We start from the raw sequence: 14,001 nt of genomic DNA, 5'->3' as shown, positions 1-14,001 counted from the left end.
CCCCCGCTACCGCCACGGCGGTCTTTCCGCGCGAACCGCGACCACGGCCGCGGTCCAGTAAATGGTTGCTACAGCTCTCCTACGATGCGCATGGTCTCGATCGAAATGGTGGTGACTTTCTTGATCACGTCGATGATGTAGGTGGGGTCGTCCTGCTCGTCGCACCAGAGGTTGGGGTCGTTGACGATGCCCGATGCTTTGTCGGTCTTGACCTGGTAACGGTCGATGATCCACGCCAGTGCCGAGCGTGACCCGAGCATGTACTCTTCAGCTCCGGCCGGGATGCCGGTGATGGTGACTTTCGGGTTGTAGATGATGGCGGAGTGGTCGGTTTTGCTGCGCCATTTCATCTTCTGGACTCGCCAGGCTTCGCGGTCGGCAGGATCAGTGCCAGGCTTGAGCTGGACATCCAGCGGATAGGGTTCGACGTCCTCGTAACGCATGTGCAGGTTCCCCAGCTTTTCACCCGCCTGCGCCAACTTGGTGAACCGCTCTACCGTGTCCGGGACGGGGATGTGCGGCAACATCTTCTTCAAGTCGGCGGCGTAGGTGGACCGGTAGCTCGGGACGTGTAGTTGGCCGTACACCGACCAGAAGATCTGGTCTTTGGTCACCGATTCCCCCAGCGTCGCCTGATAGATGGCCAGGATGTCGTCGGTGATGTTGTCGATGCGCCGATACCCGTACTCGTCGACCTCGGAATCATCAGCCGAAGAACCAAAGTCCAGCTCGCCAGCAGCGGTCGCGTTGTTCTGCTCATATGTGAACCGAGGAAAGAACTGGCCATTCTGTCCCGCACCGATCATTTGAACGTCGGGTACAACATCCGTGGCCAGCAATGCGAAGTCCGCCGTGGCGCCTACGCCTATGGCGTAAAAGCCGTAGTTGCGGTGATGGGGCGTTGGGAACATCGACGGCAGTCGGTACATCATGTCGCTGGTGGCGACGTCGAAGTAGACCCATTGCGGTGCGAACGGGCGATAGGATCCGCGCCGCACTGACTGGGGGTCGGGTACAAGATCATGTCCGCGGTCTAACCGCTGTCGCAGGCTGCGGTTCCAGGAGATTCGGCCGGTGCCGGTCAACTCGGGGTGCTGCCGGAGAACCTCATCGGAAGATGCAGAAGTCGAGATGCCGTCGCGAAGTGTCTGAACTTCCCGATACTGCACGGCAATCTCGTCAACTTGTGCATCGAGCTGCGTGCGTGACCAGCTATAGACCCAGGGGTCGCGTCCCGAAGAAAGGCCTCTGCAGTAGCTTCGGAACACCTTGTGACCGGTTGCGTCTTTCGTACCCAGTGTCGGCCAGGAGATGAACTCGTCGGCGCGATGGCTAATCCAGTCGCCGTGAGCATTTGGTTCGATCGCCTGCCATTCGACATTGTCGATGGTGCTGGTTTCGATGATGCGGAGTTTCTCTTCGCGGGAGAGATAGTCGCCGATGTCGCGGTAGTGGATCTGAACTGGACCGGTATGGGCAGCGTCTTTGACGCCGATGAAGATTGCGATGGTCGAGCGACTTCCGGACCCGAAGACTTTGCCGCCTTCTCGGCGGGAGAGTTCGCCGGCGGTGCGCTGGTTGCCGCGCAGGTTGTAGACCCAGAGGTGCGCGAACTCGTCGGCGAAACTCAACCGCACGCCGTCAGCGGTGTTGCCGTCGATCCAGCCGCCGTTGGAGACGAAGGCGACGATGCCGTGATCGCCGACCCGGTCGGTGGCCCAACGGTAGGCGCGGTAGTAAGAGTCGTAGAGGCTGTTCTTGTTGGTGCCCGTCGACCGTCCGGCGTAGGTTTGGCCAATCCGGCCGTCCAGTGTCGGGTAGCGCAGGTTGGCGTTGTTGTCGTTGGCGCTGTCCTGGCCGACCGAATAGGGCGGGTTGCCCACGATCACATGGATCGGGGCCTGTAGTTGTTTCACGATCCGATCGTTGTTCTGCGGGAACATGATCGAGTCCATCGAGTCGCCGTCTTCGGTGATCTGGAAGGTGTCGGCCAGGACGATGCCCTCGAAGGCCTCGTACATCCCTTCTTCGCCATCAGGTGTGGTCAGGGCGTGGAAGGTGGTTTCTACGTTGACTGCGGCAATGTAGTAGGCCAGGAGCATGATCTCGTTGGCGTGCAACTCTTCTCGGTATTTGCGCCCCAGGTCGACGGGGAGGATCAAACCGGACTGAAGGAGTCGCGTGAGGAAGGTGCCCGTGCCGGTGAAGGGGTCTAGCACGTGGACACCTTGATCGGTCAGGCCTCTGCCGAAATGTTCGCGAGATACGTGGTCGGCGGCGCGCAGGATGAAGTCGACGATCTCGACGGGGGTGTAGACGATGCCGAGAGCGTCGGATTGCTTCTTGAACGCGACTCGGAAGAACCGTTCGTAGAGTTCGGCGATCACCTGCTGTTTGCCTTCGGCACTGCTCACCTCCGAGGCCCGGACCTGCACCGAATGGTAGAACTTGTCCAGGCTCGCGGTCTCGGACTCGAGGTTCGCGTCCCCGAGAGCGTCGACCATCTGCTGCATCACGATCGATACCGGGTTGTGGGCGGCGAAGTCATGGCCGGCGAACAGCGCGTCGAACACCGGCTTGGTGATCAGATGCTGGCTGAGCATGCTTATGGCGTCGTCGCGGCTGATCGAGTCATTGAGGTTGTCGCGCAACCCCGTCAGGAACTTCTCGAATTGCGCCGCCACCGCTGGGGCTGCCCCATCGAGGAGCACGTTGATGCGAGCGATCTGCGCCGAAGCGATGTCGGCGACATCAGCGGCCCACTGCTCCCAATAGACGCGGGTGCCGACCTTGTCGACGATGCGGGCGTAGATCGCCTCCTGCCATTCAGACAAGGAGAACAGCGCCATCTGCGTGGCCATCCCGCCGCCAGTGTCGTTGCTTGCTGGGGTGTCGGCGGGTGTGGATTGGCCGTCCCCGACGGACTCGTCGGCGTCGCTGGTGGGGCCGATGTGACCACCGAGTAGCCGGTTGTTGCCCTTGCCCTGTTTGAGCTGTTGGGTGGTGGCGTTCAGCGCGATCGAATTGACCATCGCATTGAACCGATCATCGTGTGCGCGTAGCGCATTGAGGACCTGCCACACCACTTTGAAGCGGCGATTGTCAGCCAACGCCTGCGACGGACTGACGCCGGCGGGGACGGCGACTGGAAGAATGATGTAGCCGTAGTCCTTGTCTTGGGACAACCGCATCACCCGGCCGACAGACTGCACCACGTCGACCACCGAATTTCGTGGATGCAGAAACATGACCGCGTCCAGGGCGGGCACGTCGACGCCTTCGGATAAGCACCGGGCGTTGGTCAGGATGCGGCACTCGCCCTCGGGGATGGGCGCTTTGAGCCAGGCAAGTTGTTCGTTACGTCGCAGCGCGTTGAAGGTGCCGTCGACGTGGTGGACTTCGCAGCGTAGATCTCGGTTGGTGGTATCGACCTGTTCGCCGTCGTTCTCGGACTCGGTGAGCAGCTCGCGGTAGGCGTCGACCACCGCGGGAAACACCTCGGCAACTTGTTGGGACGCGGCGATATCCTTAGTGAACGCGACCGCACGGCGCATCGGCGGCGCCCCGGCCGCGAACCCGTCGCCGTCGGGAGAACGACCGGCGCGCTTGGCCAGACCGTTCCAGCACCCGACGATCTTCGAGGCGTCATCGAGTTGCAACTCCGAGAAGTCGCCGGCCAACTGCTTTTGCATCGGCGCGGCTACCAGCTCCTCATCGACGGTCAACACGATCACCTTGTAGTCGGTGAGAAGCCCACGCTCGACCGCTTCGCCGAACGAGAGCCGATGAAACTCGGGCCCGTAGATGTCCACGTCATCCATCGACGACAACTCGGCAGAGTGATCGGCAGCCTTCTCCTTGACGGCGTCGTCGAAGATCCGAGGCGTGGCCGTCATGTACAACCGCCGATCAGCCGCCAGGAAATCGTTGTCGTGGACTTTCACGAAATTCGATTCGTCGGCTCCGGCGACGGTCACGCCGGTGGTGCGGTGCGCCTCGTCGCAGATGACCAGGTCGAACGGGTCAACGCCGTGCCCCTGGGCGCCGGCGACTGTCGGCAGCGACTGGTAGGTGGTGAACACCACCGTCAGACCCTTGGACCGCTTGCGGTGCGCCATGTGGGCAGCCAACACGGCAGGATCTGTGGTTACCGGGATGGCCACATCGACGGTGCCGAAATCTTCAGCCGACCGCGACACCTTCGAGTCCGAACACACCGCGAACGCCCGCATGTCCAGCGTTGTTTGTGCCGTCCACTCGCGCAACGTCTGGCTCAGCAACGAGATCGAGGGGACCGCAAACAGGATGCGCGCACTGCCGCCGTTGCCGATAGCTGTCTTCTCGGCGATCTTCAACGCAGTGAACGTCTTTCCGGTCCCGCACGCCATGATCAGTTTGCCGCGGTCGTGACCGACGCCGAACCCGGCGAAAACGGCGTCGATCGCCTCCTGCTGATGCGGACGCGGTTCGTGTCGCGTCGCCTCACTCAGCTCCACACTTAACTCGCCCTGCGGCCAGGCAATCTCCCAGTCGATCGGGGATTCAGCGATGTCGGCCAGGTTGATCCGCTGCACCGGTATGTGCTGGTTCTCCAGCGCGTCCTCGGCGTTTCTTCCCCACCGGTCAGTGGTAGAGATGATCACCCGATTGGTGAACGGTGCCTTACCCGACGCGGTGAAGAACGAGTCGATATCTTCCTTCCGCAAGATCGACGTCGGCTCGTAGAACTTGCACTGGATCGCGGTGTACTCGCCGGAATCACGTTCACGAGCTACCAGGTCGATACCGGTGTCGGGCTTGCCACCACGCCCAGGCCAGTCCATCCACCGCCACACCTGCTCGTACTGCTGAGACAACATCGGATCGAGCTGAAAATAGCGGACCATCAACTCCTCGAACTTGGTGCCCCGCTCTGAATTCGTCGGCTGCCTACGGAACGCCTCAATGACCTCGTGCACGCTCGCCACGAACTACCAACCCATCGCTCGACGACTGATTCAGTCGATTATGCCGCCCCGCCCGTCACCGACGTGGGATGACCGTCCCGGGACGAGCCGTCCAATTCCCACCCCGAGCTTCACGCCCCGCCCTGGCTGCGATGGCTATCTACTGGTCGCAGATCTGTCGGCACCCCGCCGGGCCAATGACAGCCGGGCTATGCCCGGATCTGAGCGGAGCGGCTACGCCGCCCTGTGACGCCCTTCGGGCGCAGTTGGTTTGCGTTGCATCGCCGCATTCTCTTACCTCCACTCCCGTGCCGCAAGGGTCGTGAAAAACTAATCCGCCCTGCGGGTTTCAGGCCTACGGCCCGGATGACTTTTTCACTGTGAACCCCCTTGCGGCCCACTCGCTTCGGCAAAGAGATGGCCGGTGCAAACGCAAACCAGCACTCACAACGGGAGGGTCACCATGAGCATCGCCACCACCGTCTACCAGCTGTGCACCAGCTGCGCCGTCGCCGTCGCCATTGGCGACCTGAGCGGCCTCGACACCGGCAACAGTCGCGAGGTCGTGGCGTTCATGGAGAACCACGGCTACCTGGTGCCCGCCGACGACATCGACCCGCCCGGCTACTGGCTGTGTGAATGCTGCGGACTCGACCAGCTCGGCGCAGGCCGCATCTTCACCCACGACTAGCCCCCTGACCTGCGAAAGGAAACCCACGATGAATGCCTGGATCGCCACCAAGGACCCGACGAAAATCGCCGAGGTTGCCGACCGAATCGCCGAACAAGCCCCCGAACGTCTCACCGAAGTCGACGGTGACCGCGAGTTCGCGGTGTGGCTACTCGGAGTCGACCGCAAGATTCGCCGCTACACCGGGGTCGAGCACCGCGACCTACCCGATTGGCAATGGCGTGCCGCCTACGACGACGACCTGTCCCCCGCCGATGCAGCCGCCGCCGCGATCGCCCACTGGATCGAGTTCGGCGACCTCTAACCAGACTTCCGCGTGCACACCGGCACGCCGGGACAAAAGAAAACCCGGCCAGGGACTAGCTGGCCGGGGTCTCACCCACCACAGTAAGGGAGAAACCCCATGACACACAACACCACTGAGGCCGTCGCGACGGGCGAGCTGCGCCACCTCGACCCGACCGGTCTGGTCATCGATGCCAACATTCGCACCGAAGCCCAAGCCACCCTCACGTCTGAGTTCATCGACTCGGTCCGCGAGGGTGTCCGTCAGCCGGTCCTGGCCGTTGAGATCGACGGGCAGGTGCGGGTTCGGGACGGGCAGCGCCGCACGCTGGCCGCCCGCGAGGCCGGCCTGGTCAGCGTCCCGGTGTACGTGGTCCCGGTCGCCGCTGACGCCGATGACAAGGCCCTGACGGTGGATCGAATCTTGGAGCAGTTGGCCAGTTTCGAGCGTGAAGAACTGCGCGCATCCGACCGGGTGGCCGCGATCGAGCAACTTGCCCTGGCTGGGATGTCGGCGACCAAGATCGCCAAAGCCACCCGCACCAAGAAGAAGGACATCGATCACACGCTGACGGTCGCGAAGTCGGCTACCACCCTCGACCTGCTCGACCAGGGTGCAGGTCTGACGTTGGAGCAGTCGGCGACGCTGGCGGCCTACGACCACGACCCCGAGGCCCAGCAATGGCTCATCACCGCCGCACACAGCGGACGGTTCGAGTTCCAGGCCAAGGTGCTCGCCGAGGCCGACGAGCGGCCCGCCCTGCTGGCCCAGGTCGCGGACTACGCCGCCGAGGGAATCGCTGCGGTGACCCGCCAACCCAGCTACAACCAGGCCCGCAGGCTCGACCGATTGGAGACCGCCGACGGTGCTGCAGCCCGGATCGAAGACGTGCCGGTCAAGAACCGGCTGGCCTACGTATGGGCCGATGACACCGAATCGTGGACCGACGCCGAGGGCAACGAGGTCCCTGAACACGTCATCGACTTCGACCTGCTCGACAGCGACGAAGACGACGAGGACTCTCCCGCCGACGACCAGCCCGAGGACGGGTTGCTCGACCCGCGCACGCTGACCCGCCACATCAACCGCGAGGTCGAAACCACCTGGTACGTGCTGGGCAGCGACGACCTCGGACTCACCGAGCGCGCCTACAGCTACAGCACCACCAGTAGCGCCGCCACGTCCGGCGAGGAGGACAGCGCCGCCGAGAAAGAGGCGCAGAAGCAGGAACGTCGCCGGGTGCGTGTCCTCAACGCCGCGAGTGTGACCGCCCGCGAGGTGCGGATCGAAAAGCTGACCGCGTGGCTGGCCCGCAAGACCCTGCCCAAGGCCAGCGCCCCAAAGGTCGCGACGTTCATCGCGACCTCAATGCACGCCCATCACGACATGTTCGGCGCGAACAGCATGCAGGGCAACGCCGCCGAGATCGCCGCCACGATCCTCGGCGGCCAGCCAGCCGAGCTGTTGGAGCAGGCCACCACCGCCGACCGCGCCCAGATCATCGGACTCGGCATCGCGCTGGCGTCCCGCGAAGCGCACATGTGGAAAGACGCCTGGCGCAACGTCGGTGACCGCAACTACCTCGGCGGCAGCTACACCCGCGCCCGCGCCGACTACCTGCGATTCCTGGTCGAAGTGACCGGTTACACCCTCTCCGACGTCGAGCAAGTCATCGCCGGGGACACCGACGCCGCCGACGTGCCACTCGACTAAACCCCACACGGTGGGCCGCGGACCCTCACGGTCGCGGCCCACCGTCCCCCGACCGGACTACCCCGAACAGGTGACACACGATGACCACCACCGGCGAACTCTTCCCCCGCTGCGTCCTCCCCGGCTGCACGAACCCCAACCGACACCCAAGGCCACCCCTGCGGCCAATGCCGCCGCGACTTCGGAACCTTCCTGCGCCACAACCCCGACGCGCAACCGATGACCGCCGCCGCACAAGCCGTCCGTGACCAGGCGATACGCACCGCCTACCGCACCCAGCACCACGCCCACCTCTAGGCTGCCGATCGGCTGCGTGCCGTCGAGACCGGCGAGCAGCCCAAGCCCGGACAAACCTGCTGGCTGTGCGAACAACGCCGCCTGTGTGTCCTCGTCGCCGGCCAGTGGGAATGCCGCGACTGCCGACAGATCACCGGCTAAACCCCGCGCCGGGCAGGCAGCGCAGCGGAGCGACCTGGCGGCCGCACAGCATTGTCCCGGCCCGCTGACTCCGCTGCGCTCCGCCACCGACCCGGGAGATTCCCAGTTAGGTGGGGGTCACCAATTTGCGCGCGCACGTCGACCAAGTGTGACCGACGGGGACCCCCGAGCTGTCAACCCACACCAGGCGGCTACCGCCCGTTCTCCGCTGCGCTACGCCCGTGCGCTCCAACCACTTTCACTCGCTGCGCTCGTACAACGAAAGTGGCTTCCGGCGCGCCTGCCTCTACGGGGTTGACAGCCCACCCCCGCCGGTCCCCCAGGTCTCTCGACGTCCGCCACACCGGCCGGACCACTACCGAGAGGACAAGATCATGGACTACACCGCTCACACCGCTACCGCCGCCGCCGAGGGCAGCGTCGCCCACATCCTCTGGGCAGCAGCCGACCTCGCCGCCACCAACCCCGAGGCGGCCGACCCCATCCACGACGCCGGCCTGCACATCATCGCCGCCGGACAGACCACAGCCCGCCGGGGCAAGGCCGCCATCGAGCTCGCCACGATGGTCGCCGCCGACCGCCATCCCCGGCTGGCCGCCACCATCGAGACCAACGACGACTGGGCCGCCTGGCAGCAGGTACTCACCGAGCCCTGGCCCATCCTCGCCGACGCCGCCGCCATCGCAGCCCGGATCGCCGGCCTCGAAACCCACATCACCCCGGGTCGCTGGACCCCCTAACCAGGCAGCGGGTCGGGGGTCGCCACCACGGCGGCCCCGACCCCGAGGTCTGTGCCGTCATCGACCAGTCGAGTAGTCGGCGAACGAACAGATCAAACGAACAGATCAGCGGAGCGGCTACGCCGCACCCCACCTGAACTGGGGTTGCTTTGCTGACCCCCACCAGTCTCTTACCTCTGGTCGTCCGGTGACAAGGGCCGCGAAAAACTGGCTCGCCCTACGGGTTCCAGGCCTACGGCCCGAGCAACTTTTATCGCTGTAAACACCCTTGCACCGGCCTCCCGCCGGCAAAGAGATGGCAGGTGTCACGCAAAGCACCGGCCCGCCGAGGCCGACACCCACGGGGAGGCATTATGAGCCGCAGCCACAGCACCAAGAAGACCAGCAGCGCCGACCGCGAAGCCCGCGCCGCCAAGCAGCGCGAACGCGCCGCCGAGCTGCAAGCCACAATCACCGCCAAGATGGAAACCCTCACCCAGACCGACCAGTGGGCCGCATTCCTCGACTACGCCACCAAGTTTCACGCCTACAGCCTCAACAACTTGCTATTGATCCTCGCCCAGCGGCCCGACGCCTCCCGCGTCGCCGGATACAACAAATGGCTCGAACTCGGCCGCCACGTCCGCCAAGGCGAAAAGGGAATCAAGATCCGCGGATTCAGCAGCCGCAAGGTCACCGACACCGACCCCGACACCGGCGAAGAGGCCGAGCGCAAAATCGCCACCTACCCGATCCTCACCGTGTTCGACGTCTCCCAGACCGACCCGAACACCGAGATCACCGACTACATGCGCAAGAAGAACCCCAACGCCCGCCTATGGGCCGACGTCGAAACCCCCGTCCGCCGTCTCCACGGTGACGACCCCGCCGACATCTACACCCGCACCGCCGAATACATCACCGCCCAGGGATGGACCGTCACCCGCGAGCCGATCCCCGGCGGCACCAACGGATACACCACCACCGACGGCACCAGCCGAATCGTCATCGACGCCGACCTATCCCCCGCCCAGGCCGCCAAGACGATGATCCACGAAACCGCACACGCCTTGATGCACCACGACATCGACACCGCCGAATACATCACCCACCGCGGCCGCTGCGAAGTCGAAGCCGAATCAGTCGCCTACATCGTCGCCGGAATGCTCGGACTCGACACCACCGACTACAGCATCGGCTACATCGCCAGCTGGGCAGAAGGAGACCCCAAGGTCATCGCCGAAACCGCAACCCACGTCCTCGAGGTCGCCCGCAGCATCGCCGCCGCACTCGACCCCGACACCGAAGACCAGGACACCGAAGAATCCGCAGCCTGACTCTGACACTCCGCCGGTCACCCACCCCAGGGCGACCGGCGGCCAGGGCGCGCAGCGGAACGGCCCCAAGCGGGCCGTGCTCTGCTGTCCCAGCCCAGTGTCTCCGCTGCGCTCCGCCACCGACCCGGGAGCGATGGCAGTCAGGGGAAGGGGTATTTCAGCGAACGCCATCCGGGCCGGATCGACACCCCAGGTCACAACCAGAATGAGCTCCCTACGGTCGCACTCAACCACCACCGCCGCTAACGCGGCCCAAACCAACACACTGCCCGGCTTCGCCGGGCCCGCGTGCGTGCCGTCGTGTGACACCATCGAACCAGGATGAAGGCGCGCCATATCGGGGGGGGGAAGTAATTATGGAAACAGCAGCTCTCATGCTGGTTGCAATAGTTGGGTCCGCGCTCGCCTTCGCCATACCAGGCCGGTTGCTTTATGTTTGGGGTGCTGAGAAATGGCGACACACCCGCATTGAGTGGAAGCGACAAGCTGTATTTCGTTCCCTGCTTCCGCTATGTACGATAGCGGTCGTTGTCTCGCGGGAAATAGCCGCAGAACTATCTGTATCCCAGCACTGGATCGTCATTCCAGCAGTCGGTGCCGCTGTAGCACTCACTGTTGCGGACTGGGCAAACATGCGCCACGACGTGGTTGCGCTGGATTCCCGAAACTCTACGTCTCTGTTCCTCGCGTTCTTCAAAGGCCGCGAGATATTCTATCGCAAGTATCGACCCCTCGTTGACATGATCTACATGAGTGTGCTTTTCCCAATCTTTCTAGCCGCTGGCCAAGCCGTTTGGCTGAAAGATAATGAGGGCGCCTCCGAATGGGCTGTAGCAATACTAGCAACCTTGGCGCTATTTGCGATCTATGCAACATGGACAGTGGTGGCGCTACCGGGCGTAACCAAGGTTGAACAGGAATAGCGGTCTTGCGCTCAATGTTTGAGACGAAATAAAAGAGCATTAGTGCTGCCGCGACACCAAGCCCTCCCGCAACCCGCGCAGCTCCCGCACAATCACCTTCCCTGCCACGTGCGTCCGGTGTGGTTGCGTCGAGCCTGACTGCTGGCAGTACGGCAGTACAGCACGAGTCTGCCGGCTGCGCCGTCACCTGATCGGAGCGGCTACGCCGCGCCCTGAGCCCTTCGGGCTGAGTTGGTTTGCGTTGCCCTGCCGCATTCTCTTACCTCCACTCGCGGCCCGCAAGGGCCGTGAAAAACTAACCCGCCCTACGGGTTTGCAGGCCTACGGCCCGGATGACTTTTTCACTTCCTCCCTTGCAGTCCACTCCCTGCGGCAAAGAGATGGCCAGTGCAAACGCAAACCAGCACTCACAACGGGGAAGGGGTCACCAATGACCGTCAGCTACAGCACCAAAGAGACCGCCGCCATCATGCGCAAGACCCTGCGGGCGAGCTGGCCCGGCGTGACATTCTCGGTGCGCCAGGGCCGAGGCACCGGCTCGGCATGGATCGGCGTCTCCTGGACCGACGGACCCCGCGAATCCGAGGTCAAAGCCGTGGTCGACGGTTTCCGGTCCGCATCGTTCAACGGCATGACCGACAGCTACGACACCCTGCCCGACCGGCTCGTGGCCATCACCCCTACCGAGTTGCCCGAGATGGTCCGCTACAGCTGCGACGGGGTGAACGTCGAACGCCACTACTCCCCCGACGCCGTCCGAACGGTCACCCGCGAACTCTTGGCCGACAACGAGCACCTGCGCGAGCTGCTGGCCGCCGTCGACGTCGACACCCTCGACTACAACCGCCTGCACAGCGGCCGGTTCTGCCTGCTGGCCCTGCCCGAGGATCGTGCCCTGATCCACCGAGGCGAACACATCCCCACCTACCGCATCAACGACGCCGGGACCGCGATCACCGCCGCGCTGCACCTGGCCGACCTCACCACCCACACCACCGCCTAACCCCTCACCCACCGACCGCACACCCGAAGGAGACACCGCACCATGACTGAGATCACGATTACCCACACCGCCGCCGACGGCACCCTCGCCGACGGGATGATTCGCGGTGACGGCACCTACGAAATCTTGCGGGCGAACGGGTTTCGCTGGTTCCGCAGCCTGGGACTGATGGGTATTCAGTCCAGCCGCGACCGCCAACCCAACGAAAACAAGATCACCCGCGCCGCCCGCGCCCTCGAGGAAGCCGGCCACACCGTCACCGTCGAGATTGACCGCACCCACCGCGACCCCGCCCAGGTCGAAGCCGACCGAGCCGCCCGCCAAGCCGACCGGGTCGCCGCACTCGAGAACAAAGCCGACCGACGCGCCGCCGACGCCGAGGCCGCATGGACCGCCGAACAACGTGCCACCGCCGCACTCCCCCCGGGAGGCGAGCCAGTCAAGGTCGGCCATCACAGCGAAGGCAGGCACCGCCGCGCGATCGACCGCGCCCACAACGCCCTCGGTAAAGCCGTCGCCGCCGAACGCGAGGCCGACCACGCCGCCCACCGCGCTGAATCCGCCGCGCGCACCACCGAACAGCGCTACAACCCGGTCACCGTGGCCAACCGCATCGACAAGCTCGAAGCCGAACAGCGCGCCGATCAACGCGCCCTCGACGGACACACCCGAACCCTGTTCACCGACGCCCGAGGCGTCAAACACACCGAGAAGACCACCGCCGCGACCGGCGAGTACCGCGAACGCCTCATCGCCCGCATGGCCGAACGCGCCGCGACCATCACCTACTGGAACGGCGTGCGCGCCGCCCAGATCGCCGACGGCACCACCGGCGACTACAGCCCCGACACCATCACCGCCGGAGACCTGGTCAAGATCCGCCACCACGGATGGACGCCCGTGCTACGCACCAACGCAAAGACCGTCAGCGTCCAAACACCGGCACCGTTCGGCGGCCGCATGATCCGCCACACCGTGCCCTACCCCGAACTCCAAGGCCACCGCCCCCACAGCGACACCACCGAGGACGCAGCCACAGCCTGACCACCAAGCCCGGACCCACCCCGCACAGGCGGGGCGGGTCCGGTGCTTCGGGCATCGAACCCGAAACACCGCAGGGCGCTCCGCGCCCACCGCACACCACCAAGGTCCGCAGCCTGTCTGCCGCGCGTCCCGTCCAGCACGCACTACCCCCACAGATGAATAGATGGCAAACCGAAAGTTTGCTATCGTCGCCGACGCGAACACTGAGTTGCCACACCAACCAGTACATCGCCCCCAGGGTGGGAGGGAAGAGCGGCAGAACCCCCGACCTGCAGCCCTCTCCCCTCCCACCCTCCCCTGGCGTCGAAACGACCTCCGTACCAGCATCGTTCGCGCACCACGGATCAACACCACCGAGAACCGGGCTTTGCCTGACCTGCCGAATTGTCATGGCGCCCAACCGGACCGCGTCAAGTCGTTTCGGCAACAACTCGCCACGCGCTCTCTCCTCGCTGGCGCTCGGCGCCGCTTATATCGCGGCGACTTCTTCCCTGCACTCCATTGACACCCCCCGCCCGGGCGAATCGGGCGGCAGATAACAGGAAAAGCACCACCATCAGACACCCTGAAAAGAGACTGTGAGCAGCGAAAACACTTGCACCACAACGCAATACGAGATACAATAGACCCACAGGCAAGCACTCGCGACGACACCAGAGAAGAGGCCCCACCATGAGCGATAACACCACGATCACCGTCTACACCAAGCCCGCCTGCGTCCAGTGCCACGCCACCTACAAAGCCCTCGACAAGCAGGGCCTCGATTACCAGCTGATCGACATCAGCACCGACGACGCCGCGCGTGACTACGTGATGAGCCTGGGCTACCTGCAAGCCCCCGTCGTGGTCGCCGGCAGTGAGCACTGGTCAGGGTTCCGCCCCGACCGCATCAAAGCACTCA

Annotated in this window: 10 protein-coding genes; 9 read left to right on the top strand and 1 reads right to left on the bottom strand. The window is 64.4% G+C overall.

The window, feature by feature from the left end:
• Positions 1-68: 68 nt before the first annotated feature.
• Positions 69-4,967, bottom strand: coding sequence for a DEAD/DEAH box helicase (locus tag M1L58_RS15555; protein ID WP_248659571.1), 4,899 nt, complete (start codon positions 4,965-4,967; stop codon positions 69-71).
• A 442-nt stretch (positions 4,968-5,409) separates the two neighbouring features.
• Between M1L58_RS15555 and M1L58_RS15550 the strand changes: the two genes are divergently transcribed.
• From M1L58_RS15550 to M1L58_RS15510, 9 genes are all read left to right on the top strand, one after another.
• Complete coding sequence (locus M1L58_RS15550) at positions 5,410-5,637, top strand: hypothetical protein (protein WP_248659570.1); 228 nt, start codon at positions 5,410-5,412, stop codon at positions 5,635-5,637.
• A 28-nt stretch (positions 5,638-5,665) separates the two neighbouring features.
• The gene (locus M1L58_RS15545) at positions 5,666-5,941 is read left to right on the top strand and encodes a hypothetical protein (protein WP_248659569.1); all 276 of its coding nucleotides are present in this window, start codon (positions 5,666-5,668) and stop codon (positions 5,939-5,941) included.
• Positions 5,942-6,040: 99 nt separating this feature from the next.
• Entirely contained in the window at positions 6,041-7,636 is a 1,596-nt protein-coding gene (locus tag M1L58_RS15540) for a ParB/Srx family N-terminal domain-containing protein (protein WP_248659568.1), read from the top strand.
• A gap of 812 nt (positions 7,637-8,448) precedes the next feature.
• Complete coding sequence (locus M1L58_RS15535) at positions 8,449-8,814, top strand: hypothetical protein (protein WP_248659567.1); 366 nt, start codon at positions 8,449-8,451, stop codon at positions 8,812-8,814.
• 353 nt (positions 8,815-9,167) lie between these two features.
• Positions 9,168-10,130: an ArdC-like ssDNA-binding domain-containing protein gene (locus tag M1L58_RS15530; protein ID WP_248659566.1), complete on the top strand. Its 963-nt coding sequence runs from the start codon at positions 9,168-9,170 to the stop codon at positions 10,128-10,130.
• 356 nt (positions 10,131-10,486) lie between these two features.
• Positions 10,487-11,053: a hypothetical protein gene (locus tag M1L58_RS15525; RefSeq protein WP_248659565.1), complete on the top strand. Its 567-nt coding sequence runs from the start codon at positions 10,487-10,489 to the stop codon at positions 11,051-11,053.
• A gap of 430 nt (positions 11,054-11,483) precedes the next feature.
• On the top strand, positions 11,484-12,056 hold the full coding sequence (locus tag M1L58_RS15520; protein WP_248659564.1) for an LPD29 domain-containing protein: 573 nt from the start codon (positions 11,484-11,486) through the stop codon (positions 12,054-12,056).
• Between the two features lie 42 nt (positions 12,057-12,098).
• Complete coding sequence (locus tag M1L58_RS15515) at positions 12,099-13,100, top strand: DUF3560 domain-containing protein (RefSeq protein WP_248659563.1); 1,002 nt, start codon at positions 12,099-12,101, stop codon at positions 13,098-13,100.
• A 672-nt stretch (positions 13,101-13,772) separates the two neighbouring features.
• On the top strand, positions 13,773-14,001 hold a 229-nt coding region (locus M1L58_RS15510), incomplete at its 3' end, for a redoxin NrdH (protein WP_248659562.1).

The organism is Gordonia sp. C13, from assembly GCF_023218005.1.
GTDB classification, from domain to species: Bacteria; Actinomycetota; Actinomycetes; order Mycobacteriales; family Mycobacteriaceae; genus Gordonia; species Gordonia namibiensis.
This window is presented reverse-complemented; position numbering and strand designations above follow the sequence as displayed.

What these genes read in the sequence shown, in the direction of transcription:
- M1L58_RS15515 (WP_248659563.1), top strand. Translation starts at nt 12,099, where the DNA reads ATGACTGAGATCACGATTACCCACACCGCCGCCGACGGCACCCTCGCC.
- M1L58_RS15530 (WP_248659566.1), top strand. Translation starts at nt 9,168, where the DNA reads ATGAGCCGCAGCCACAGCACCAAGAAGACCAGCAGCGCCGACCGCGAA.
- M1L58_RS15525 (WP_248659565.1), top strand. Translation starts at nt 10,487, where the DNA reads ATGGAAACAGCAGCTCTCATGCTGGTTGCAATAGTTGGGTCCGCGCTC.
- M1L58_RS15545 (WP_248659569.1), top strand. Translation starts at nt 5,666, where the DNA reads ATGAATGCCTGGATCGCCACCAAGGACCCGACGAAAATCGCCGAGGTT.
- M1L58_RS15550 (WP_248659570.1), top strand. Translation starts at nt 5,410, where the DNA reads ATGAGCATCGCCACCACCGTCTACCAGCTGTGCACCAGCTGCGCCGTC.
- M1L58_RS15520 (WP_248659564.1), top strand. Translation starts at nt 11,484, where the DNA reads ATGACCGTCAGCTACAGCACCAAAGAGACCGCCGCCATCATGCGCAAG.
- M1L58_RS15535 (WP_248659567.1), top strand. Translation starts at nt 8,449, where the DNA reads ATGGACTACACCGCTCACACCGCTACCGCCGCCGCCGAGGGCAGCGTC.
- M1L58_RS15540 (WP_248659568.1), top strand. Translation starts at nt 6,041, where the DNA reads ATGACACACAACACCACTGAGGCCGTCGCGACGGGCGAGCTGCGCCAC.